Genomic DNA, 19,426 nt, shown 5'->3' on the forward strand with positions numbered 1-19,426 from the left:
CGGCGGCGCGGCGTCAGCGCACGGGGGTGGGCAGCGGCAAGCCGGCAAAGTGGGCTGCCAGGTTATCGACGACCAGTTGCCCCATCGCATGGCGCGTTTCCACGGTCAGGCTGCCCACGTGGGGCGTGAGCACCACGTTGGACAAGGCGCGCAGGGCGTTTGGTACGCGCGGCTCGTCCGCGAACACGTCGAGGCCGGCCGCGCCCAGTCGGCCATCCTGCAAGGCGGCGATCAGGGCGTCTTCGTCGATCAGGGCGCCACGGGCGATGTTGATCAGCGTGCCTTGCGGACCGAGCGCATCGAGCACGCTGCGGTCGACGCTCTTGCGCGTGGCCGGCGTGCCCGGCGCGCAAACAAAAAGGTAATCGCTTTCCTGCGCCAGGGCCAGCAAAGACTCCGCGCGCGGCACCTGGGTGCCGGCGATGGCGCGCGGCTGGAAATAGCGCACATGGATGCCGAAGGCGGCCAGGCGCAGCGCGATGGCTTGCCCGATCTGGCCGAAACCGAAGATGCCGGCCGTCTTGCCGCGCAGGCTCAATGCGGGGGCGATGGCCTCGCGGCGCTCCCAGCCGCCGTCGCGCACGAAGCGGTCGAGCGCCACGACGTGCCGCGCGCTGGCCAGCAGCAAGGCCAGCGCCACATCGGCCACGTCGTCCGTCAGTACGTTCGGCGTGGTGGTGACGGCGATGCCGCGCGCGCGGGCCTGGTCGAGCGCCACGCCGTCGAGGCCCACGCCATTCACGGCGACGATTTCCAGCTTCGGCAGCAAGGCCATGTCGCCGGCGTTCAAGCCCAGCGCGCCCGTCGTGACCACGGCGCGGATGCCGGGTGCCCGTTCGGCCAGCCAGGCATGGCGCTCGTCCGCCGGCACTTGCCAGGCGTGGTGGCACGTGTATTGCTGTTCCAGCTGCGCGTTGACGGCAGCCGAAGGGCTGGGGGCGAGGATGAGGAGTTCGGGTGGCATGGGCGTCCTGGGTCGTGTCGACAAGATTTGCAGACGCAACTTAGCATATTTGAGACCCGGCCGGGGATGGCATCCCTTATTACCTCCCCTAAAACCCTGCAAGGCACGCGGTCTTTACCTGCTCGATTCCATCGTAGGTCGGCTTAGCCCGCAGGGCGTAAGCCGACAAGCGCCGCCACGCAGCCTGTCAGATTACCCCGGGCAAGGCACGCGTTTGACCTTGCCGCCCGTCTTGAACGGGTCGGCGCCCGCGCCCGGGTTCGCATCCATGCCAAAGCACGTGGCGCCGCCGGCGCTGACGACGCGCGTGGCGGGCCGCCCATCGGCCGTCAGGTATTCTTCCACGCGAATGACGGGGCCGCCGCGCCAGGCGGAGGCGACCTGTTTCTGGAAGGCGCTTTCGCTTTTGAGGTCGGCCGCGGCCAGCCACGGCTTGTCTTGCTTGAGTTCACTGCGCAAGGCCTTGTCGGCGGCGCCCGCCGCCAGGCGTGCGCGCGTGCGCAAGTCTGTAGTGGACGGCGCAATGGCGGGCGCGGCGGGCGATTCCTCGGCAGGTACGGTGATGGCTTCCGCCGCCACGGCGGGTGGCGCGAAGATAGCGGGCGGCACGGTGGCGCGCGCGCGGGGACAGGTACCGGCAGCGGCAAGGCCATCGGCGGCGCTTGCGGCGTGGGCCGGGGCGGCAGCAGGGTCATGAAGGCCACTTCCGTATATTGCTTGAGCTGCCGCGCCGGCAGCAGGAGAAAATACAGGCCCAGCGCGTGCATGGCCAGGATCAGCGCGACGGCCGCGCCTTTCAGGCTCAGGTACCGCCGCATGCGCAGGGAAGCGGACTGTAGATGGCGGTGCAATGGCATGCGGTTTCCTGGAAGCGCCGGGCGCGATGGCCCATTCTAACGAAACTTATCCATAGGCATTAATAAATCCATAAGGTATCGCCTGGCGCGCCTTTTCTGGCCGGATTCCAGTGCCTGGTGCGCCACCTGTTGTACAAATGACGATTTTTTTGCCGCTTTCTCACACTTTCTCACGCGCGACGCCGCGCTGGAATATAATGATAATCATTCTCATTAATATCCGAACAATACCATGCGCACCTTCCGCCTCGTCCCTACTCCCTTCGCCCTGGCCGCCTTCCTGCTGGCCAGCGCCGCCGCCCACGCGCAAACCGCAGCAGCCGGCGACGCGCCAAGCATGCCGACCGTGGTCGTGAATGCCTCGGCCGACGCGTCGGCGCAAGGTTTGTCGAAGGCGTATGCGGGCGGCCAGGTGGCGCGCGGCGGGCGCATGGGCATCCTCGGGTCCGTGGACATGATGGACTCGCCATTCGGCAGCACCAGTTACACGCAGCAGTTCATTGCCGACCAGCAAGCACGCAGCGTGGGCGACTTGCTGCAGAGCGATCCGGCCGTGCGCATGTCGCGCGGCTATGGCAATTTCCAGGAAGTGTATGTGATCCGCGGCTTCGCCCTCGATTCGGACGATGTGGCGTATAACGGCCTGTACGGCGTGCTGCCCCGCCAATATGTCTCGCCCGAATTGCTGGAGCGCGTGGAAGTCTTCCGTGGCGCCAGCGCCTTCCTCAACGGCGCGGCGCCCGGCGGCAGCGGCATCGGCGGCGCCATCAACCTGATGCCCAAGCGCGCCGGCAACGCGCCGCTGACGGAACTGACCGTGGGCGTGGAATCGGGCGGCCACGCCTATGCGGCCATCGACGTGGCGCGCCGCTTTGGCGAGAACAAGGAATTCGGCGTGCGCGTGAACGCCGCCAAGCGCCAGGGCGAGACCGGCATCCAGCGCGAAGACCATGACGTGGGCATGTTTTCCGTTGGCCTCGACTACCGGGGCCGCGGCTACCGCCTGTCGGCCGACGCCGGCTACCAGAATTTCGACCTGACATCGCCGCGCCCGTCCGTCGGCATTGGCAGCGTGGCCGTGCTGCCATCCGCACCCGATGCGTCGAAGAACTTTGCCCAGCCGTGGAGCTATTCGAAGGAACACGATGTGTTCGGCACGGCGCGCGCCGAAGTGGATCTGGCCAAGGATGTCGTGGCCTGGGCCGCATTTGGCTCCCGCTCGACCAGGGAAGCCAACAGCCTGGCCGAGCCGACGTTGACTTCGATCAATGGCGACGCCGAGGTGTCACGCTTCGACAATGCGCGCAAGCAGGAAATCCGCACGGGCGAACTGGGCATTCGCGGCAAGCTCGTTACGGGCGCCGTCAAGCACACCCTGGTGGCCAGCTGGTCCGGGCACTGGAATGAAGCGAAGAACGCGTATGCGATCGGCGACAAGTTTGCCACCAACATTTACGCACCGGTCGACGTGACCCCGCCGCCGACGCCATACGCGGGCGGCATCATGAGCGACCCGCGCATCACCCAGAAAACCATCCTCAACAGCTACGCCCTGGCCGACACCATGGCCTTCCTCGACGACAAGCTGCTGCTGACCGTGGGCTTGCGCCGCCAGCAGATCAAGGATGCCGGTTACGACTACAACACCTCGGCGCCGCAAGGCAAGGCCTATGACGAGAGCGCCACGACGCCCGTGGCTGGCATCGTCTTCAAGGCCAGCAAGGACGTGTCGCTGTACGCCAACTACATCGAGGCGCTGGTCAAGGGACCGGCGGCCACGGGAACGTACGTGGAAAACGGCCAGCAGCTCAATGTCGACAACATGGGCGAGGTGTTTGCGCCGTATAAATCCAAGCAGAAGGAAATCGGCGTCAAGTATGACGGCGGCAAGCTGGGCATGAGCGCCGCCCTGTTCACGACAAGCAAGCCTTTGCTGGCCGTGGTCGGCAAGCGGGCCGAACTTGATGGCGAACAGCGCAACCGCGGCCTGGAATTGTCAATTTTCGGCACGCCGATGCAGGGCGTGCGCCTGCTGGGCGGCTTGACCTGGCTCGATGCAAAGCTCAGCAATACCGGCGTAGCCGCCAACAACGGCAAGAAGCCCATCGGCGCACCGGAAACGCAGATGAGCGTTGGCGGCGAATGGGACGTGCCCGGCGCGCCGGGCCTGACCCTGAACGCCCGCACCATCTACACCTCGACGCAATACGCGGACCTGGCCAACACCAGGCAACTGCCATCGTGGACCCGCCTCGACATCGGCGCGCGCTACCTGACGCAAGTGGCGGGCCGTGACGTGACCTTGCGCGCCCGCGTGGACAACTTGACGGACCGCAATTACTGGTCGTCGGCCGTGTCGTCCTTCAATATCGGCTCGCTGGTGCTGGCCGCGCCGCGCACCGTGGTGGTGTCGGCCAGCGTGGCGTTTTAAAGACCGCGCGCCTGTCGCACGACGAAAAGCTGCCTTCGGGCAGCTTTTTTATGTGTGCGCGCCTGTGCCGCAAGCCGCGCTTCGGCGACAATGCCGACATGAAACGACTCCCTGCCCTGCTGCTTTTGCTTTGCCTGTCCCTGCCCGCCCTTGCCCAAAAGCAGGCCGCCTGCCCGTATGCCGCCTGGAAAAGCGGCTTCAAGGGCGATGCGCGGGCGCAAGCCACGTGTCTGCTGCGCCCCGTGAAACTGTATGCGCGCCTGGGCGACAGCGCGCCGCTGCCGGCCTTTCTTGCCGCCCGCGTCGGCCAGCGCACGGACATCGCCCCCGTCGCCCTGCGCGCCTGGCTGGCGCAGCATGATATCGCCGAGGCGGACGCGGGCGGTGCCGTCGATGCACCGCTGTCGCGCGCCGTGGGCCGGCTGGCCGCGCCGATGGCCCGCTATTTCGTCATCCACGACACCAGCTACCCGAATTTCTTGCTAGAAACCATTCCCGCCCACATCAACGACGCCAGCTGGGATTTCAACGATTTCACTCTACGTAACCCCGCGCTGGGCGGCGGTCCGAAAGGCCATGTCTACGTGAACCGCCTGGGCGATTCCCTGGCCGTGCGCGACTTTGGCACGGCAAGCTATGCCAGCAAGCTGGAAAAGGACAAGCCGTCGCTGACGGGCCTGTTCCTGCACGTGGAACTGGTGCAGCCGCGCCATTCCGTGCCCGGCGGCGGCAAGGGCAACGACGGGCTGGCGCCCGATCCCGGCTTCACTCCCGCGCAATACGAGCGCCTGGCCCTGCTCTACATCGCCGCCAGCGTGCGCAAGGGCACGTGGCTGATCCCCGCCTTCCACGCCGTGCTCGATACGGGCTATGCGAACGGTCATGACGATCCGCAGAATTTTTCGCTGGAGCAATGGGATGCCGCCCTCAGCCATTTGAGCGCCGTCATGACGGGTGCTCGCGCGCCGAATTGAACACCACCTGCGCGCCGATTTGGAGGATACTTTAGCTCCCGCCTTGCATCGCGCGGATGCCGGGATGCCGATGGGGAGCCGCGATGACCTATGCCTCTGACCAGAAAATGCACGCGCTGGACATGCCCGCGCGCACGCGGCGCATCTTCAGCATGCGCGATGCCGTGCTGACGCAGTGGGAACACGAGGTGCGCGCCAAGGTGCGCGGCGCCGACGCCTTGCTCACGCCCATCCTCATCAACACCTTGCCCGCCTTCTTCGACAACCTGGCCGAAGCGCTCACGCCAGGCTACCCGCGCGACGACGCCACCAGCAACACCAACGCTCCCGCCGTGCACGGCAACGAACGGGCGCGCATGACCAGCTATGGCCCGGAACAGGTGATCCAGGAATACCAGATTTTCCGCGACTGCTTCGCCGCCGCCGCGCTGGAGGCGGGCGTGCCCCTGCGGCGCAAGGACTGGAAGGTGATCAATGCCTCGATCGATACGGGCATCCGCGAAGCCATCCTGGAATTTACCGCCATGCACGCAAGCTTTCAGCGCCGCGTCGCCGCCGGGCTGTCGCACGACATGCGCAATCCCCTGTCCGTCATGCTCAACAGTGCGCAGCTGCTGCAGCGGCGCGCGCAACAGCCGGACGTGGCGGCGCTGGCGCTGAAAATTCTCGAGCACGGCAAGCGCCTCGACGTCATGATCCAGGAATTGCTCGATACGCTCAGCTATCACCGGGGTCAAAAGCTGCCGCTGGTCCTGCGGCGCTTCGACGTCTTGCCGCTGGCGCGGCAAGTCGCCGACAGCGTCAATATCGGCCATCCGGGCAAGTGCGTGGTCAGCGGCACCTCCGTGACGGGCTGGTGGTGCGAAAATTCGCTGCGCCGTGCCCTGGATAATCTCGTGGGCAATGCCGTCAAGTATGGCGACGCCGGTCCCATCCATATTCATATCGACAATTTGCGCGAACGCATGGTCTTGAGCGTGCACAACACGGGCAGCAACATCGCGCAAGACCAGACGCAGCGCATCTTCGAATACCTGCGCCGCGAGCACGAAGGCAGCGCGCCCGGCTGGGGCATCGGCCTGCCCTTCGTGCAAAACGTGGCGGAAAGCCATGGCGGCAGCGCGCTGGTCGACAGCGCGCCGGAAACGGGCACCACGTTCACCATCGACCTGCCCGTCGACTGCCGGCCCTTTGTCACGCCGGACGCCTGATCTCGGCTGCCTGCGCCCCATCTGCCGGCAAAATCGATACCGTAGCGCACCAAATCGGTGCAAATGACGGTTTTACGCCACAATAATGGTCATTCTTTACATACTTTCGGGTGTGCGGCATTGGCACGCTTCCTGCTGAGCTATAGTCAGACACGGCTCAAGGGAAATCACAACATGGCAAATTTTTTCAATGAAATGACTGCAGATGAAGTGGGTACGGACAGCAAGGTACGTGAACACTATCGTGAATTCAACAACTGGCTGGAACAGCAATCGCCCGAGACCATCGCCCGCAAGCGGGCCGAAGCCGACCTGACGTTCCGCCGCGTCGGCATCACGTTCGCCGTCTACGGCGACGATGCCGGCACGGAACGCCTGATTCCGTTCGACACCATCCCCCGCATCATCCCCGCCACGGAATGGGCGCAGATGCAGACGGGCCTGGTGCAGCGCGTGCAAGCCTTGAACATGTTTATCCATGATATTTATCATGAACAAAACATCATCAAGGCGGGCATCATTCCGGCCGAGCAAATCTACAAGAATGCCCAGTACCGCCCGGAAATGCAGGGCATCGCCGTCGCCTCCGACATCTATGCGCACATCGCCGGCGTCGACATCGTGCGCGCGGGCCAGGGCGAATTCTATGTGCTGGAAGACAATCTGCGGGTGCCGTCTGGCGTGTCCTACATGCTGGAAGACCGCAAGATGATGATGCGGCTGTTTCCGGAACTGTTCGCGCGCAACCGCATCGCCCCCGTCGACCATTACCCGGACATGCTGCTCGACAACCTGCGCTCCGTCGCGCCCATGGGCGTGGACGACCCGACGGTCGTCGTCATGACGCCCGGCATGTACAACTCCGCCTACTTCGAGCACGCTTTCCTGGCCCAGCAGATGGGCGTGGAACTGGTGGAAGGCAAGGATTTGTTTGTCAACGACAACTCCGTCTACATGCGCACCACGCGCGGGCCCAGGCGCGTCGACGTCATCTACCGCAGGGTCGACGACGATTTCCTCGATCCGCTGGCCTTCCGCTCCGATTCCTCGCTGGGCGTGCCGGGCCTGCTGTCCGTCTACCGCGCGGGACGGGTCACCTTGGCGAATGCCATCGGCACGGGCGTGGCCGACGACAAGTCGATCTACCCTTTTGTTCCCGACATGATCAAGTTCTACCTGTCGCAGGAACCGATACTCAACAATGTTCCCACGTATCAATGCCGCAAGGCGGCCGACCTGTCCTACGTGCTGGCGAACCTGGCGAAACTGGTGGTCAAGGAAGTGCATGGCGCGGGCGGCTACGGCATGCTGGTGGGCCCGGCGTCCAGCCTGGCGCAGATCGAGGATTTCCGCCAGCGCCTGCTGGCCAATCCAGATGGCTACATCGCCCAGCCGACCCTGGCCCTGTCCGCCTGCCCCACGTATGTTGAAGCCGGCATCGCGCCGCGCCACATCGACCTGCGTCCGTTCGTGCTGTCGGGCAAGACGATTTCCATGGTGCCGGGCGGCCTGACCCGCGTGGCGCTGGGCGAAGGCTCGCTGGTGGTCAATTCCTCGCAGGGAGGCGGCACCAAGGATACCTGGGTACTGGAAGCCACATTATCAGAAGAAAAAGCAGCTTTTGCAGGAGAAAAAACATGCTGAGCCGCACTGCCGATCATTTGTTCTGGATGGCCCGCTACACGGAGCGGGCGGAAAACACGGCGCGCATGCTGGACGTCAACATGCAAACGTCCATGCTGCCGCAGTCCGAGCAGGACGCGGAACAGGGCTGGCGCGCCACCCTGGGCATTTCCGAGCTGCAAAGCGCGTACGACCACAAATACGGCCGCTTCCACACGCGCGACGTGCTCGACTTCATGGTGCGCGACCCGAACAACCCGTCATCCATCCTGGCCTGCCTGACGGGCGCGCGCGAAAACGCCCGCGCCGTGCGGGGAACCCTGACGACGGAAGTGTGGGAAATCCAGAACGCCACCTGGCTCGACGTGCAGAAGCGCCTGAAAAGCAATCTGCTGGAAACGGACCCCAGCGCCTTCTTCGAATGGGTCAAATACCGCTCGCACCTGTCACGCGGCGTCACTTTAGGCACCATGCTCAAGGACGAAGCCATCCACTTCATTCGCCTGGGCACCTTCCTGGAGCGGGCCGACAACACGGCGCGCATCCTCGACGTCAAGTTCCACGGCGCGCGCGATACGTCGAAAGACGTCGCGCAGCGCGACTTTTACTACTGGGCGGCCCTGCTGCGCTCCGTTTCCGGCTTCGAGATCTACCGCAAGGTCTACCGCGACGTGATCACGCCGGCGCGCGTGGCGGAATTGCTGATGCTGCGCGGCGACATGCCCAGGTCGCTCCTGGCCTGCATGGATGACGTGGTGGAAAATCTGAAGCATATCCGCAACGACGTGTCGGCCGATACGGAACGGTTCGCCGGCAAGCTGCATGCGGAGCTGAAATTCGGCCATATCGACGACATCATGAAGGCGGGATTGCACCATACCTTGACGGAGTTTCTGGAAAACATCTATGACCTGGGCAACCGGGTCAGCCGCGATTTCCTCGTTCCCTTGGCGGCCTGATGCAGCTCACCATCCGCCACGAAACCCACTACGCCTACAGTGCGCCGCTGGCCTACACCATCCAGCAGCTGCACCTGACGCCGCGTATCGAGCCGCAGCAGCGGGCCCTGTCCTGGCAAATCACCACGCCGGGCCAGTGCCACGCCTATACGGATGCCTACGGCAACCTGTCGCACATGCTGACGATCAACGGCAGCCATCAATCGCTGAGCCTGGTCGCCCAGGGCGTGGTGGAAACCATCTACCCGCACAAGGGGCGGCTGAACCTGGTCGACACCTTGTCGCCGCTCTTGTTTACCATGCCGACTCCGCTGACCCAGGCGAACCCCGCCATCGTGGAACTGACGGCCGCCAGCCTGCCCGACCGCCGCGTCACGGCCGGCACGGGCCATCTGCTGCGCCTGGCCGAGCACATCGTCGGCAAGGTGGCCTATGAAAGCGGCGCCACCATGGTCACCACCACGGCCGGCGACGCCCTGGCCCTGGGGCGCGGCGTGTGCCAGGACCACGCGCACCTGTTCCTCGCCTGCTGCCACGCCTGGGGCATCCCGGCCCGCTATGTGTCCGGCTACATCGATCCGGGCACGACGGGCCATGCGGCCAGCCATGCCTGGGTCGACGCCTGGACGGAAGACACGGATTTCGCGGGCTGGGTCAGCATCGACGTCACGCATGCGCGGCTGATGACGGACGCGTATTGCCGCCTGGCCATCGGGCGCGACTACGATTCGGCGGCGCCCGTGCGCGGCGTGCGCCAGGGCGGCGGCACGGAAACCCTGCACGTGGACGTGCAGATCGTGCCTGGCTGAACCGGCAAGAACGTGGCTGGCCGGGGCTTGCGGCGGATAGCCTGGCCCCGGCTGGTGTAGAATGCTAGCCCTTTTGACTTGATTTACGACGATGACTTATTGCATAGGCATGCGCCTGAACGAAGGCCTGGTCTTCCTGTCCGACTCCCGCACCAACGCCGGCGTGGACCAGGTGGGCACCTTCCGCAAGATGAGCGTGTTCGAGAACCCGGGCGACCGCATGCTGGTCCTGATGACGGCCGGCAACTTATCGATCTCGCAAGCGATCCGCCAGATCGTCTCCGAACACGTCGATGCGGACGGACGCAGCATCTGGAACGTATCCAGCATGTATGACGCGGCGCGCATCGTGGGCGAAGCCGTGCGCACCGTGCACCTGCGCGAAGCGAAGGCCCTGGCCGACTGCGGCATCGATTTCAACGTCAGCATCATCCTGGGCGGCCAGATAGGCGCCGAGCGCTGCCGATTGTTTCAGGTGTATTCGGCTGGCAATTTCATCGAATCGCACGATGAAAACACGTATTTCCAGATCGGCGAAGCCAAGTATGGCAAGCCCATCATCGACAGGGTCATCAACCCGTTCACGCGCCTGGACGAGGCGGCCAAGTGCGCGCTCATTTCCATGGATTCGACCTTGCGCTCGAACATTTCCGTCGGCTTGCCGCTGGACTTGCTCGTCTACGAGACGGGTAGCCTGGCCGTCACGCGCTTCGTCACCATCGATGAAAAGAACCAGTATTTCCGCATGATCCGCGATACCTGGGGCGAGCAATTGAAACATGTGTTCGAAGGCATCGTCGATCCCGTGTGGAACGCGGCGCCGGAAACCACGACGAACGTGCTGTCATCAAGCAACATGCACAGCAAGCCCGTGCGCGTGGCCATCCCCGAGCACGTGAGCCGCGGCGGCCTGACGGTGGCGCCCCTGCAATCCTTGGCGCAGCAGTTCAGCGACGACAGCCAGCATTGATCTGCCGCGCACCGCCTGCGCGCGCTGCTGGACAAGTCGCTTTTAGCGTGCTTTTATGGCAATATGAGTTGATATTTAATTCATATTGATCAGAGAGGCAGGTGGCGCATGGACTTGATCACTTCCGCCGTCGTCGCGGCCATCGGACATGGCGCGCCCGGCCACGCGCCGGAAGCCATCGCCAGCCACTATCAGCGCCTGAAACTGGCCATCGCCAAGTTCGACGGCGCCGCCGCCATCCTGGCCGCCATCGCCGCGCTGGAGGCCGAACCTGCCAATTCCCAGCTGCAACTGGCCCTGTCGGCCGCCCTGTCCACGGCGAAAGTGCCCGATGACATGGAAACCCTGTTTGCCGCGCAAGGCTTGCTCGATGCGCTGCAGCGCCCGCCTTCCCCGTTGCCGGAGGTGGAAACCGCGCCCGCCCCGGCCGATAAAAGCACCGTCGTGTCGAACTATGCCGTGGTGAAAGTGTATTTCGCCACGGACCGCCAGCGCGACGTGGGCAAGCCGCCGGCCCAGCGCTTCAGCGGCGAACGCAGCACAGGAATGAGTCACGGCAATGGCGGCAACGGCGGCGAGGGCCCACTCAGCTATGGCAGCTGCGACATCAGCATCCCCCGCGATCACCGCATGGGCCAGCTGGAATCGCCGTCGCTGTGGCGCCTGGAATTTCGCGACGACCCGGCCAAGCACGTGGTGCTGCTGTTGGCCGAGGTGCAGGACCGCGACAACTTCTTTGCGGCCTTGAAGACGCAGATCCGCGCCTCGGCCGGCAAGAGCGCCTTTGTCTTCGTGCACGGCTACAACGTGAGTTTCGAGGATGCGGCGCGGCGCACGGGGCAGATGGCCTACGACCTCGGTTTCGATGGCGCGCCCGTGTTCTACAGCTGGCCGTCGCGGGGCGACATCGCCGCCTACACCATCGATGAAAACAATATCGAATGGAGCACGCCCCACATCACGGCCTTCCTGGCCGACTTTCTCGCCAGCACCGAAGCGGCGCAAGTGTATCTGGTGGGCCACAGCATGGGCAACCGGGGCCTGGCGCGGGCCGTGGCCGGCTTGCTGGCCGCGCAGCCGCAGCTGGCGCAAAAGATCACGGAAATCATCCTCTCCGCGCCCGACATCGACGCGGCCATCTTCAAGCACGATATCGCGCCGCAGCTGGCCCGCGCGCGCAATCCCGTCACCTTGTATGCCTCCTCGCAAGACCTGGCCCTGGCCGCCTCGAAAGCCGTGCACGGCTACCCGCGCGCAGGCGACAGCGGCGCCGGCATGCTGATCGTGGCGGGCGTGGAAACCATCGACGCCACGGGCGTCGACACGAGCTTCATGAAGCACTCGTACTTTGCGGAAAAGCGCTCGGCCCTGTCCGACATGTTCTATCTGATACGCAACCACGCGCGCGCCGACCAGCGCTTTCTCGAGCCCGTCGATACGCTGGCGGGCCGCTATTGGACGTTCAAACCATGACGCCGTTCCATCCGGTGCGGCACGCATGCTAAGATATGGCCCAGAGGGTGGCACAGGCACGGCGATGACGCCGCCAGCCGATCCCCCGCAAGCAGGCTTATCATGTTGACATCATCTTCTACACCGCACGCCGAATCGCTGATCCGCAACACCAACGCCCGCGTCACCAAGACGCGCGTGAAGGTGCTCGACTTTTTAATGGCGCAAAGCCGTTCGCTGACCCACCATGAAATCCAGCAAGCGCTGTCGCAGGACAGCGATATCGATTCCGTCACCCTGTACCGGGTGCTGGAATGGCTGACGGAAAATGAGCTGGTGCACCGCATCGCGGGCGCCGACCAGGTGTGGCGCTTCAGCGCCGGCGCCGGCCACCAGGCGCACGAGCACGCGCACTTCCAGTGCACCAAGTGCGCCAACGTGACGTGCTTCAATGAAGTCAAGCTGCCGCCGCCCGTGCTCTTGCCGGAAGGCTTCAGCGGCGGCGAAGTCGATTATCTGATCAAGGGTCTGTGCCCGCGCTGCAAGTAATTTTCAAAAAGACATCACTTGAGCAGCAAGGCCAGGTGATGCTCGTCATAAAACAAGTCGCCCACGCGCATCGAGCGCGGCTCGGTGCCATACGCGATAAATCCCAAGGATTCATACAGGCGCAGGGCGGCATTGTTTTCCGCATTCACGCTCAAGTGCACTTGCATGACGGCAGGGTCCGTCTCGGCCAGTTCGATGCAGGCGTTCACCAGACGCCGCGCCACGCCACGGCCCCGCTGCGTCACATCGACGAACACGCCCCATAGCACGGCCTTGTGCGACAGCTGGCGCAGGGGCTCGCGCCGCAAGCCGGCAAAACCGACGAGACGCTCGCCATCGAAGGCGCCAAAGCTGCGCTGCATGGCGCCGTCAGCGATGCGCTGCACGTGTTCCTCGGGCGTGCGCGCCAGCTCATCCTCGCGCGACGAGGAAAACGAGCTGGGCGAATCCTGGATGGCGCGCAGGCGCAGCGCGCAAAAGGCGGTGGCGTCGGCTGGCGTGAGCAGGCGGATGACGATATCGGAGGCGGGCATGGGAGGACTCGGAAGTTTTTTTCCATTATACCCACGCCCTTCCCTTACGCACGCACGCGGAGCAAGCCCAGCAAGGTCCAGCCGTACAGGACCGCCATCAACAGCACCATGGCCGCGCCCAGCGCCGCCGTCCAGCTTTCCGGCAGCGACCAGGCCGGTTCCAGCTTGCCGGCAGCCATGTAAGCGGCCATGGCCACGCAGATGGCGACGATGGGCCAGCCCAGCCGGCGCCGGAAGGCGCGCACGATGTCACTCTTGCCGGTGCGCATGACCTTTGCCGTGACCCAGCCATCGAAGGCATCCGTCACGCCTATTCCGACGGCAAACACCGTCCCCGTCAGCAAGGCCGGCCCCATGCCGCCCAGCGCCACGGCCGCGTAGCCCCAGGCGGCCGCCTGCAGGGCCGTGTCGAACACGAGCGCGAACAGCATGCCGACGAGGATGGCGCCCAGCGGCCCGGAAGCGCCCCGCAGCCAGCGCGGCAGCAGCCGGCCGCGCACCTCGGCCAGTTGTGCGCCGGCCAGCAGGCTGCGCGCATTCAGGGCGGCTATCATCAGCAGCAAGGCGATGGGCAGCCATTCCAGCCAGCCGAACAGGTTTGGCGACGGCGTAAATTGCCGCGAAGCCAGCGCGGCGACGGCCACGATGGCCAGCACGGTGAAGCCATGGCCAAGCGCAAACAGCGCGCCCATCCACGGCGTCCAGCGGGGATGCGCGGCCTGGCTGCGCAAAGTGAGGCCGTCGACGGCGGCCAGGTGGTCCGGTTCCAGGCCATGCCGCATGCCAAGCAGGAAGATCAGCGCCAGGGCGGGCAAGCCCGCTTCGACGCTCATGCCGCCACCTGGGCCGGGCTGGCTGACTTGACCACGCAACGGTCCAGGCCCCGGATCAGCATATCCTGCGGCAAGTCGCGGCCGATGAAGATGATCTTGCTGGCGCGCGTCTCATCGTCGCGCCACGGCGCGCCCAACTCCGAGCCCATCAGCATGTGCACGCCCTGGAAGACGGCGCGGCATGGCAGGTCGGCCGCGTACAAGATGCCCTTGTAGCGCATCAGCTGGCTGCCGAACAGTTGCACCACGGCATCGAGGAAATTTTCCACCTGCAGCAGATCGAGGGCCTGGGCCTGGTGGTAGACGAACGATTGCACGCCGTCGCCATGGCGGTGGCCCAGTTCTCCGAGGAAATCCGGCTCCAGCTCGACGATGGCGTTCAGGTTGAAGCCGCGGATGTTCAGGATATCGCGCAGCGGCACATTGCCGAAGCGCACTTTCTGTATGCTGGCGCGGCCATTGATGGCGACTAGCCGCTGGCGCAGCGCGGCCAGTTCACCCTTGCCGACCAGGTCCGTCTTCGACAGCAGGATGCGGTCGGCAAAGCCCACCTGTTCCTGCGCTTCCTTGTGCGCCGTCAATTGCTGCTGCGCATGGCACGCATCGACCACCGTCAAAATGGCGTCGAGCATGTAAAACTCGCTGACGCTGGGCTCCGCAAAGAAGGTTTGCGCCACGGGGCCCGGCGCGGCCAGGCCCGTCGTTTCAATGATCACGTGATCGAAATCGATGCTGCCTGCCGCGCGCTTGGCGTGCAGCTCGCCCAGAATGCGGATCAGGTCGCCACGCACGCTGCAGCAGATGCAGCCATTGTTCATTTCCACGATCTGCTCGCCGCTGTCCTGCACCAGCAAGCCATGGTCGATGCTTTCGGCGGCGAATTCATTTTCGATCACGGCGATGCGCACGCCGTGGTCACCCTGCAATATGCGCTTGAGCAAGGTCGTTTTCCCGCTGCCGAGAAAACCCGTGATGATGGTGACGGGGATCAGTTCTGTCATATTGCTTTCCTATCGATGGTTAATCTTCGAGTTCTTCCATCCGTTGCCATTGGGGAAACGGATCGGGCAGCTTGCGCCAGGCGGCCATGCCCTGGCGCGTTTCCGTGTAGTTGAGTTGACATTTCTTCAAGTCCGCCTCGATGGCTGCCTGGTCCATGTCCTGGCCGATGAAGACGAGCTCCTGGTAGCGGTCGCCGTACGTTTCGCTCCAGCCCGCCTTCACTTCCGCCAGCGAAGCGGCGTCCGTGGGCCAGCGCTCCTTCGGCACGGACGCCCACCACAGTCCCACGGGCTCGATATTCATCAGCTTGCCCGCGCCGGACAGGCTGGCCACCCACTCGGGGCGGCTGGCCAGCCAGAAATATCCCTTGCTGCGCACCACGCCCGGTATCGGCTGCGAAATATAGTCGTGCAAGCGCTGCGCGTGGAACGGTTCCTTGGCCCGGTAGACGAAGCTGCCGATGCCGTACGTTTCCGTCTCCGGCGTATGGGTGCCGGCCAGCTCCTGCGCCCAGCCCGGCATGGCGGCCGCCTGCTCCAGATCGAACAAGTTCGTGCCCAGGATGGCGTCGAGCGGCACGATGGACTGATTGGTTTCGATGATGCGCGCGCCGGGATTCAGGGCCTTGATGACGGCCAGCACGCGCAGGCGCTCGGCCGCATCGACCATGTCAACCTTGTTGAGGACGATGACATTGGCAAACTCGATCTGTTCCGTGAGCAAGTTGGCCAACTGGCGGTCGTCGCCCTCGCCCGCGATCTCGCCGCGCTGCTCCAGACTGTCTTCGCTGTGGAAATCGGCCAGCAGGTTGGCGCAGTCGACGACGGTGACCATGCAGTCGATGCGCGCCACGTCGTTCAGGCTGTCGCCGTGCTCGTCCTCGAAGTCGAAAGTGGCGGCCACGGGCATCGGCTCGCCCACGCCCGTCGATTCGATCAATAAGTAATCGAAGCGGTCCTCGGCCGCCAGGCGCCGCACTTCCAGCAACAGATCGTCACGCAGGGTGCAGCAGATGCAGCCGTTCGACATTTCCACGAGTTTTTCTTCCGTGCGCGACAGGGCCGCGCCGGCCGCCTCGGCGCTGTCTTTCACCAACGAAGCATCGATATTGACTTCGCTCATGTCGTTGACGATGACGGCCACGCGCTTGCCTTCGCGGTTACGCAGTATGTGGTTGAGCAAGGTGGTCTTGCCGGCGCCGAGAAAGCCGGACAGGACGGTGACGGGGAGTTTGCGCTGGGGCATGATGTTCCTTTGGATGGCGTGGATGAGGGGCAGCAAAAGCGTGGCAATGGACGCCGAATTCTCAAATGCAAGTCTATTGCGTTTTGAATTATAATGCAGCTCAGTTGCATTTGTGCGGCAATCTTTGCCCGCCGGCCACCCGAAAGACTATCCATGCTCCACCTTGCCTCACTGACGTACGGCTATGATCCAGCCCGCCCCGTGCTCGATATTGCCGCCTTTGATTTACCCGCCGGGCGCCACGCGCTGCTGCTGGGGCCGTCCGGCTCCGGCAAGTCGACCTTGCTGCATTTGCTGGCTGGCATCCTGGCGCCCCAGGGAGGACGCCTGGAAGTGGCGGGCACGTCCCTGCCCTGCCTCACGCCGCGCCAGCGCGACAGCTGGCGCGGCCGCACCGTAGGCTTGCTGCCCCAGCAACTGGCGCTGGTGCCCAGCTTGAACGTGCTCGATAATGTCTTGCTGCCCGCCTACGCCAGCGGCCAGCGGCCCGATCCGATCCGCGCCGCCAGCCTGCTGGATCAATTGGGCCTGGCCGGCAAGCTGGCCGCCTACCCGCATGCCTTGAGCGGCGGCGAACGGCAGCGGGCCGCCATCGCGCGCGCCGTCTTCCTGCGCCCACGACTGATCCTGGTGGATGAGCCGACGGACAACCTCGACGACGAAGCCTGCGCCGCCGTCGTCACCCTGATGGCCGGCCAGGCCACGCAAGTTGGCGCCTCGCTGGTGATTGCCAGCCATGACGCGCGCGTGCTGGCGGCCTTGCCGGGCGCTGCCGTGCTGCGCCTGCCCCGCGCCAGGGTCGCCGCATGAACGCGGCCACGCTGGCCTGGCGCGCCGTGCGCCACAAGCCGCTGGCATCGAGCCTGAATCTGCTGCTGGTCGCCATCGGCATCGCGATGATGACCTTCATTCTCGGCGTCTCGACGCAGCTGGAAGAGCACGCCGAGCGCGACGCGCAGGGCATCGACCTGGTGGTGGGCGCGAAGGGTTCTCCGCTGCAACTGATCCTGTCGTCCGTGTACCACGCCGATATTCCGACCGGCAATATTCCCGAAAACGCGCTGGCGGCGCTGGCCGCGCAGCCGCTCATCAAATCGGCGATCCCGCTCGCGCTGGGCGACAACTTCCACGGTTTCCGCATCGCCGGCAGCACCACGGCGCTGCTCGATCATTACGGCGCGCGCCTGGCGCAAGGACAACTGTTCACGCAGCCGATGCAAGCCGTGTTCGGCGCCCGCGCCGCGCGCGAAACGGGCGCAACCCTGGGCGCCCGTTTCGCCGGCTCGCACGGTCTGGCGGCGGGCGGCGAACTGCACGCGCATGCGCCCTACACGGTGACGGGCATCCTGCGGCCCACGGGCACGGTGCTGGACCGGCTGATCCTCACGCCCGTCGCCTCCGTGTGGCAAGTGCATGAAACGGATCCCGACGAGCAGCCTGCCGTGCCGACGGCTGCGCCCGGGCGCGAACTGACGGCCGTGCTGGTGCAATACGCCTCGCCGCTGGCCGCCGTCAGCCTGCCGCGCTGGGTGAATGGCCAGGCCCGGCTGCAGGCGGCCCAGCCCGCTTTCGAGGCGGCCCGGCTGTTCAATCTGCTGGGCGTGGGCATCGCCGTGCTGCGGGCCATTGCCGCCGGCGTGCTGCTGGTGGCGGCCTTGTCGCTGTTCGTGGCGCTGTACGGCGCGCTGGAAGAACGCAGAATGGACCTGGCCATCCTGCGCACCCTGGGCGCCTCGCCCGCCAAACTGCTGCGGCTGCTGCTGGCGCAAGGCTTGCTGCTGTCATTGACGGGCGCGGCGCTGGGCTGGCTGCTGGGCCATGCAGCTGTCGGCTTGCTGGGCTGGCTGGAACCGATGCAGGACCTGCACCTGCAGGCCTGGCGCATCGCCCCTGGCGAAACCTGGCTTCCCGTGATCGCCGTCGCCGTGGGCCTGCTGGCCGCGGTCCTGCCCGCCCTGCGCGCCTACGGCACCGATATCGCCGCCACCCTGGCCCGCCCCTGAAAGGACAAACATGTTGAAAATCATGGCATTGGGCGCTTGCGCGCTGCTGGCAACAGGCGTGCAAGCCGCGCCCGCCGGCGAACCGCCCTCGTTCTTCGCCCCGTTGACGGACTTGCCCGGCGTCGTCTCGTGGAAACTGCTGCTCCAGGCCACCACCGTGAAAGCGAAAAAGGGCCGCATGGTGCCGCACTACACGCCGGAAATCAGCGCGCTCGACAATACAAACGTGAAAGTGCAAGGCTTCATGATGCCGTTGGAGCCGGGGCAAAAGCAGAAACACTTCCTGCTCACCGTCACCTCGGCCAGTTGCCCGTTTTGCCTGCCGGCCGGCCCGGAAGGCGTGGTGGAGATCAACAGCCGCACGCCCGTGAAATTCAGCTATGCGCCCTTCATCGTGCAGGGCAAGCTGAAAGTGCTGGCCAGCGATCCCATGGGCCTGTACTACCGCATGACGGACGCGGCCGTGGTGCCGCCATGACGCGCTGGCCGGCGCTGCTCCTGTTGCTGGCCGGCCATGCAGCCGCCGCGCCGCTGGCCTTCGACCTGCCCCGCCTCGATGCGGGCGGCCAGCTAAGACTCAGCCAGTTCCAGGGCCGGGCCGTGGTGCTGAACTTCTGGGCCAGCAACTGCCTGGCCTGTGTCCAGGAGTTGCCGATTCTCAATGCCCATGCCGCCAGCCAGCCGAAACTGCCCTTCGTCGGCATCGCCATCGATACGCGGACGGCCGCGCGGGCGTTTCTGCGGCGGCACCCGGCCAGCTATCGCCAAGCCCTGGGCTCGCCCGCCTTGCTTGTCACCTTTGGCAATCAAATCAATGGCTTGCCGTATACAGTGATTCTAAACTCTCAACATCAGATCTGCACGCGGCGCCTGGGGCCCGTCGATGCGGCCTGGCTGGTCAGTGCCGTGGCCGCCTGCAGCGCCCCCTGATTCCATGCGCCTTGCACGGCTGTCATCGCCGCGTCATATGGCGGCGTTACAGTCGCGTCCTTTGAATCTTTCCGAGGGCGG

General features: G+C 65.0%; 19 protein-coding genes. 13 read left to right on the forward strand and 6 right to left on the reverse strand.

The features are described 5' to 3' along the window. Positions 1-13: 13 nt before the first annotated feature. Entirely contained in the window at positions 14-964 is a 951-nt protein-coding gene (locus ACRHIG_RS18365; protein WP_489627391.1) for a 2-hydroxyacid dehydrogenase, read from the reverse strand. 192 nt (positions 965-1,156) lie between these two features. Continuing rightward, the gene (locus tag ACRHIG_RS18370; protein ID WP_489627392.1) at positions 1,157-1,573 is read right to left on the reverse strand and encodes a hypothetical protein; all 417 of its coding nucleotides are present in this window, start codon (positions 1,571-1,573) and stop codon (positions 1,157-1,159) included. 480 nt (positions 1,574-2,053) lie between these two features. On the opposite strand from ACRHIG_RS18370, the gene ACRHIG_RS18375 reads away from it, so the two are divergent. The 9 genes from ACRHIG_RS18375 (at position 2,054) to ACRHIG_RS18415 (ending at position 12,799) form a co-directional block, all read left to right on the forward strand. Beyond that, positions 2,054-4,252 (forward strand): TonB-dependent receptor, encoded by a 2,199-nt coding sequence (locus tag ACRHIG_RS18375; RefSeq protein WP_489627393.1) that lies wholly within the window; start codon positions 2,054-2,056, stop codon positions 4,250-4,252. A 98-nt stretch (positions 4,253-4,350) separates the two neighbouring features. Then, on the forward strand, positions 4,351-5,226 hold the full coding sequence (locus tag ACRHIG_RS18380; RefSeq protein ID WP_475417622.1) for a hypothetical protein: 876 nt from the start codon (positions 4,351-4,353) through the stop codon (positions 5,224-5,226). Between the two features lie 83 nt (positions 5,227-5,309). Next, positions 5,310-6,437 (forward strand): sensor histidine kinase, encoded by a 1,128-nt coding sequence (locus ACRHIG_RS18385; protein ID WP_489627394.1) that lies wholly within the window; start codon positions 5,310-5,312, stop codon positions 6,435-6,437. A 174-nt stretch (positions 6,438-6,611) separates the two neighbouring features. Continuing rightward, a complete protein-coding gene (locus ACRHIG_RS18390) occupies positions 6,612-8,081 on the forward strand; it encodes a circularly permuted type 2 ATP-grasp protein (protein WP_489627395.1) in 1,470 nt (489 codons plus the stop codon). Beyond that, positions 8,075-9,019, forward strand: a complete 945-nt coding sequence (locus tag ACRHIG_RS18395) for an alpha-E domain-containing protein (RefSeq protein ID WP_489627396.1) — start codon at positions 8,075-8,077, stop codon at positions 9,017-9,019. The genes ACRHIG_RS18390 and ACRHIG_RS18395 overlap by 7 nt, the downstream gene beginning before the upstream one ends. Beyond that, positions 9,019-9,828, forward strand: coding sequence for a transglutaminase family protein (locus ACRHIG_RS18400; protein ID WP_475417618.1), 810 nt, complete (start codon positions 9,019-9,021; stop codon positions 9,826-9,828). Before ACRHIG_RS18395 ends, ACRHIG_RS18400 begins: the two co-directional genes overlap by 1 nt. A 91-nt stretch (positions 9,829-9,919) precedes the next feature. Beyond that, positions 9,920-10,798: a proteasome-type protease gene (locus tag ACRHIG_RS18405; protein WP_475417617.1), complete on the forward strand. Its 879-nt coding sequence runs from the start codon at positions 9,920-9,922 to the stop codon at positions 10,796-10,798. 108 nt (positions 10,799-10,906) lie between these two features. Next, positions 10,907-12,271 carry an alpha/beta hydrolase gene (locus tag ACRHIG_RS18410; protein WP_489627397.1) on the forward strand — a complete coding sequence of 455 codons (1,365 nt, stop codon included), beginning with the start codon at positions 10,907-10,909 and terminating at the stop codon, positions 12,269-12,271. 102 nt (positions 12,272-12,373) lie between these two features. Next, entirely contained in the window at positions 12,374-12,799 is a 426-nt protein-coding gene (locus ACRHIG_RS18415) for a Fur family transcriptional regulator (protein ID WP_070218730.1), read from the forward strand. 14 nt (positions 12,800-12,813) lie between these two features. On the opposite strand, the gene ACRHIG_RS18420 is transcribed toward ACRHIG_RS18415, so the two are convergent. The 4 genes from ACRHIG_RS18420 to zigA are packed head-to-tail and all read right to left on the reverse strand — an operon-like array spanning position 12,814 to position 16,412. Then, entirely contained in the window at positions 12,814-13,332 is a 519-nt protein-coding gene (locus ACRHIG_RS18420; protein ID WP_489627398.1) for a GNAT family N-acetyltransferase, read from the reverse strand. Between the two features lie 44 nt (positions 13,333-13,376). Continuing rightward, complete coding sequence (locus ACRHIG_RS18425; protein WP_489627399.1) at positions 13,377-14,165, reverse strand: HoxN/HupN/NixA family nickel/cobalt transporter; 789 nt, start codon at positions 14,163-14,165, stop codon at positions 13,377-13,379. Further along, positions 14,162-15,166: a CobW family GTP-binding protein gene (locus ACRHIG_RS18430; RefSeq protein WP_489627400.1), complete on the reverse strand. Its 1,005-nt coding sequence runs from the start codon at positions 15,164-15,166 to the stop codon at positions 14,162-14,164. Before ACRHIG_RS18430 ends, ACRHIG_RS18425 begins: the two co-directional genes overlap by 4 nt. Before the next feature lie 19 nt (positions 15,167-15,185). Continuing rightward, complete coding sequence (gene zigA / locus ACRHIG_RS18435) at positions 15,186-16,412, reverse strand: zinc metallochaperone GTPase ZigA (RefSeq protein WP_489627401.1); 1,227 nt, start codon at positions 16,410-16,412, stop codon at positions 15,186-15,188. Positions 16,413-16,565: 153 nt separating this feature from the next. Between zigA and ACRHIG_RS18440 the strand changes: the two genes are divergently transcribed. The 4 genes from ACRHIG_RS18440 to ACRHIG_RS18455 are packed head-to-tail and all read left to right on the forward strand — an operon-like array spanning position 16,566 to position 19,345. Further along, entirely contained in the window at positions 16,566-17,222 is a 657-nt protein-coding gene (locus ACRHIG_RS18440; RefSeq protein ID WP_489627402.1) for an ABC transporter ATP-binding protein, read from the forward strand. Then, positions 17,219-18,415 carry an ABC transporter permease gene (locus ACRHIG_RS18445; protein WP_489627403.1) on the forward strand — a complete coding sequence of 399 codons (1,197 nt, stop codon included), beginning with the start codon at positions 17,219-17,221 and terminating at the stop codon, positions 18,413-18,415. Before ACRHIG_RS18440 ends, ACRHIG_RS18445 begins: the two co-directional genes overlap by 4 nt. 10 nt (positions 18,416-18,425) lie before the next feature. Next, positions 18,426-18,893: a DUF3299 domain-containing protein gene (locus ACRHIG_RS18450; protein ID WP_489627404.1), complete on the forward strand. Its 468-nt coding sequence runs from the start codon at positions 18,426-18,428 to the stop codon at positions 18,891-18,893. After that, entirely contained in the window at positions 18,890-19,345 is a 456-nt protein-coding gene (locus tag ACRHIG_RS18455) for a TlpA family protein disulfide reductase (RefSeq protein WP_489627405.1), read from the forward strand. Before ACRHIG_RS18450 ends, ACRHIG_RS18455 begins: the two co-directional genes overlap by 4 nt. Positions 19,346-19,426: the final 81 nt, after the last annotated feature.

Source organism: Janthinobacterium sp. C22, assembly GCF_057919405.1.

Coding starts and splice junctions, on each gene's coding strand:
- ACRHIG_RS18440 (WP_489627402.1), top strand. CDS start 16,566: ATGCTCCACCTTGCCTCACTGACGTACGGCTATGATCCAGCCCGCCCC.
- ACRHIG_RS18380 (WP_475417622.1), top strand. CDS start 4,351: ATGAAACGACTCCCTGCCCTGCTGCTTTTGCTTTGCCTGTCCCTGCCC.
- ACRHIG_RS18410 (WP_489627397.1), top strand. CDS start 10,907: ATGGACTTGATCACTTCCGCCGTCGTCGCGGCCATCGGACATGGCGCG.
- ACRHIG_RS18450 (WP_489627404.1), top strand. CDS start 18,426: ATGTTGAAAATCATGGCATTGGGCGCTTGCGCGCTGCTGGCAACAGGC.
- ACRHIG_RS18395 (WP_489627396.1), top strand. CDS start 8,075: ATGCTGAGCCGCACTGCCGATCATTTGTTCTGGATGGCCCGCTACACG.
- ACRHIG_RS18425 (WP_489627399.1), bottom strand. CDS start 14,165: ATGAGCGTCGAAGCGGGCTTGCCCGCCCTGGCGCTGATCTTCCTGCTT.
- ACRHIG_RS18455 (WP_489627405.1), top strand. CDS start 18,890: ATGACGCGCTGGCCGGCGCTGCTCCTGTTGCTGGCCGGCCATGCAGCC.
- ACRHIG_RS18385 (WP_489627394.1), top strand. CDS start 5,310: ATGACCTATGCCTCTGACCAGAAAATGCACGCGCTGGACATGCCCGCG.
- ACRHIG_RS18375 (WP_489627393.1), top strand. CDS start 2,054: ATGCGCACCTTCCGCCTCGTCCCTACTCCCTTCGCCCTGGCCGCCTTC.
- ACRHIG_RS18420 (WP_489627398.1), bottom strand. CDS start 13,332: ATGCCCGCCTCCGATATCGTCATCCGCCTGCTCACGCCAGCCGACGCC.
- ACRHIG_RS18445 (WP_489627403.1), top strand. CDS start 17,219: ATGAACGCGGCCACGCTGGCCTGGCGCGCCGTGCGCCACAAGCCGCTG.
- ACRHIG_RS18415 (WP_070218730.1), top strand. CDS start 12,374: ATGTTGACATCATCTTCTACACCGCACGCCGAATCGCTGATCCGCAAC.
- ACRHIG_RS18365 (WP_489627391.1), bottom strand. CDS start 964: ATGCCACCCGAACTCCTCATCCTCGCCCCCAGCCCTTCGGCTGCCGTC.
- ACRHIG_RS18405 (WP_475417617.1), top strand. CDS start 9,920: ATGACTTATTGCATAGGCATGCGCCTGAACGAAGGCCTGGTCTTCCTG.
- zigA (WP_489627401.1), bottom strand. CDS start 16,412: ATGCCCCAGCGCAAACTCCCCGTCACCGTCCTGTCCGGCTTTCTCGGC.
- ACRHIG_RS18400 (WP_475417618.1), top strand. CDS start 9,019: ATGCAGCTCACCATCCGCCACGAAACCCACTACGCCTACAGTGCGCCG.
- ACRHIG_RS18430 (WP_489627400.1), bottom strand. CDS start 15,166: ATGACAGAACTGATCCCCGTCACCATCATCACGGGTTTTCTCGGCAGC.
- ACRHIG_RS18390 (WP_489627395.1), top strand. CDS start 6,612: ATGGCAAATTTTTTCAATGAAATGACTGCAGATGAAGTGGGTACGGAC.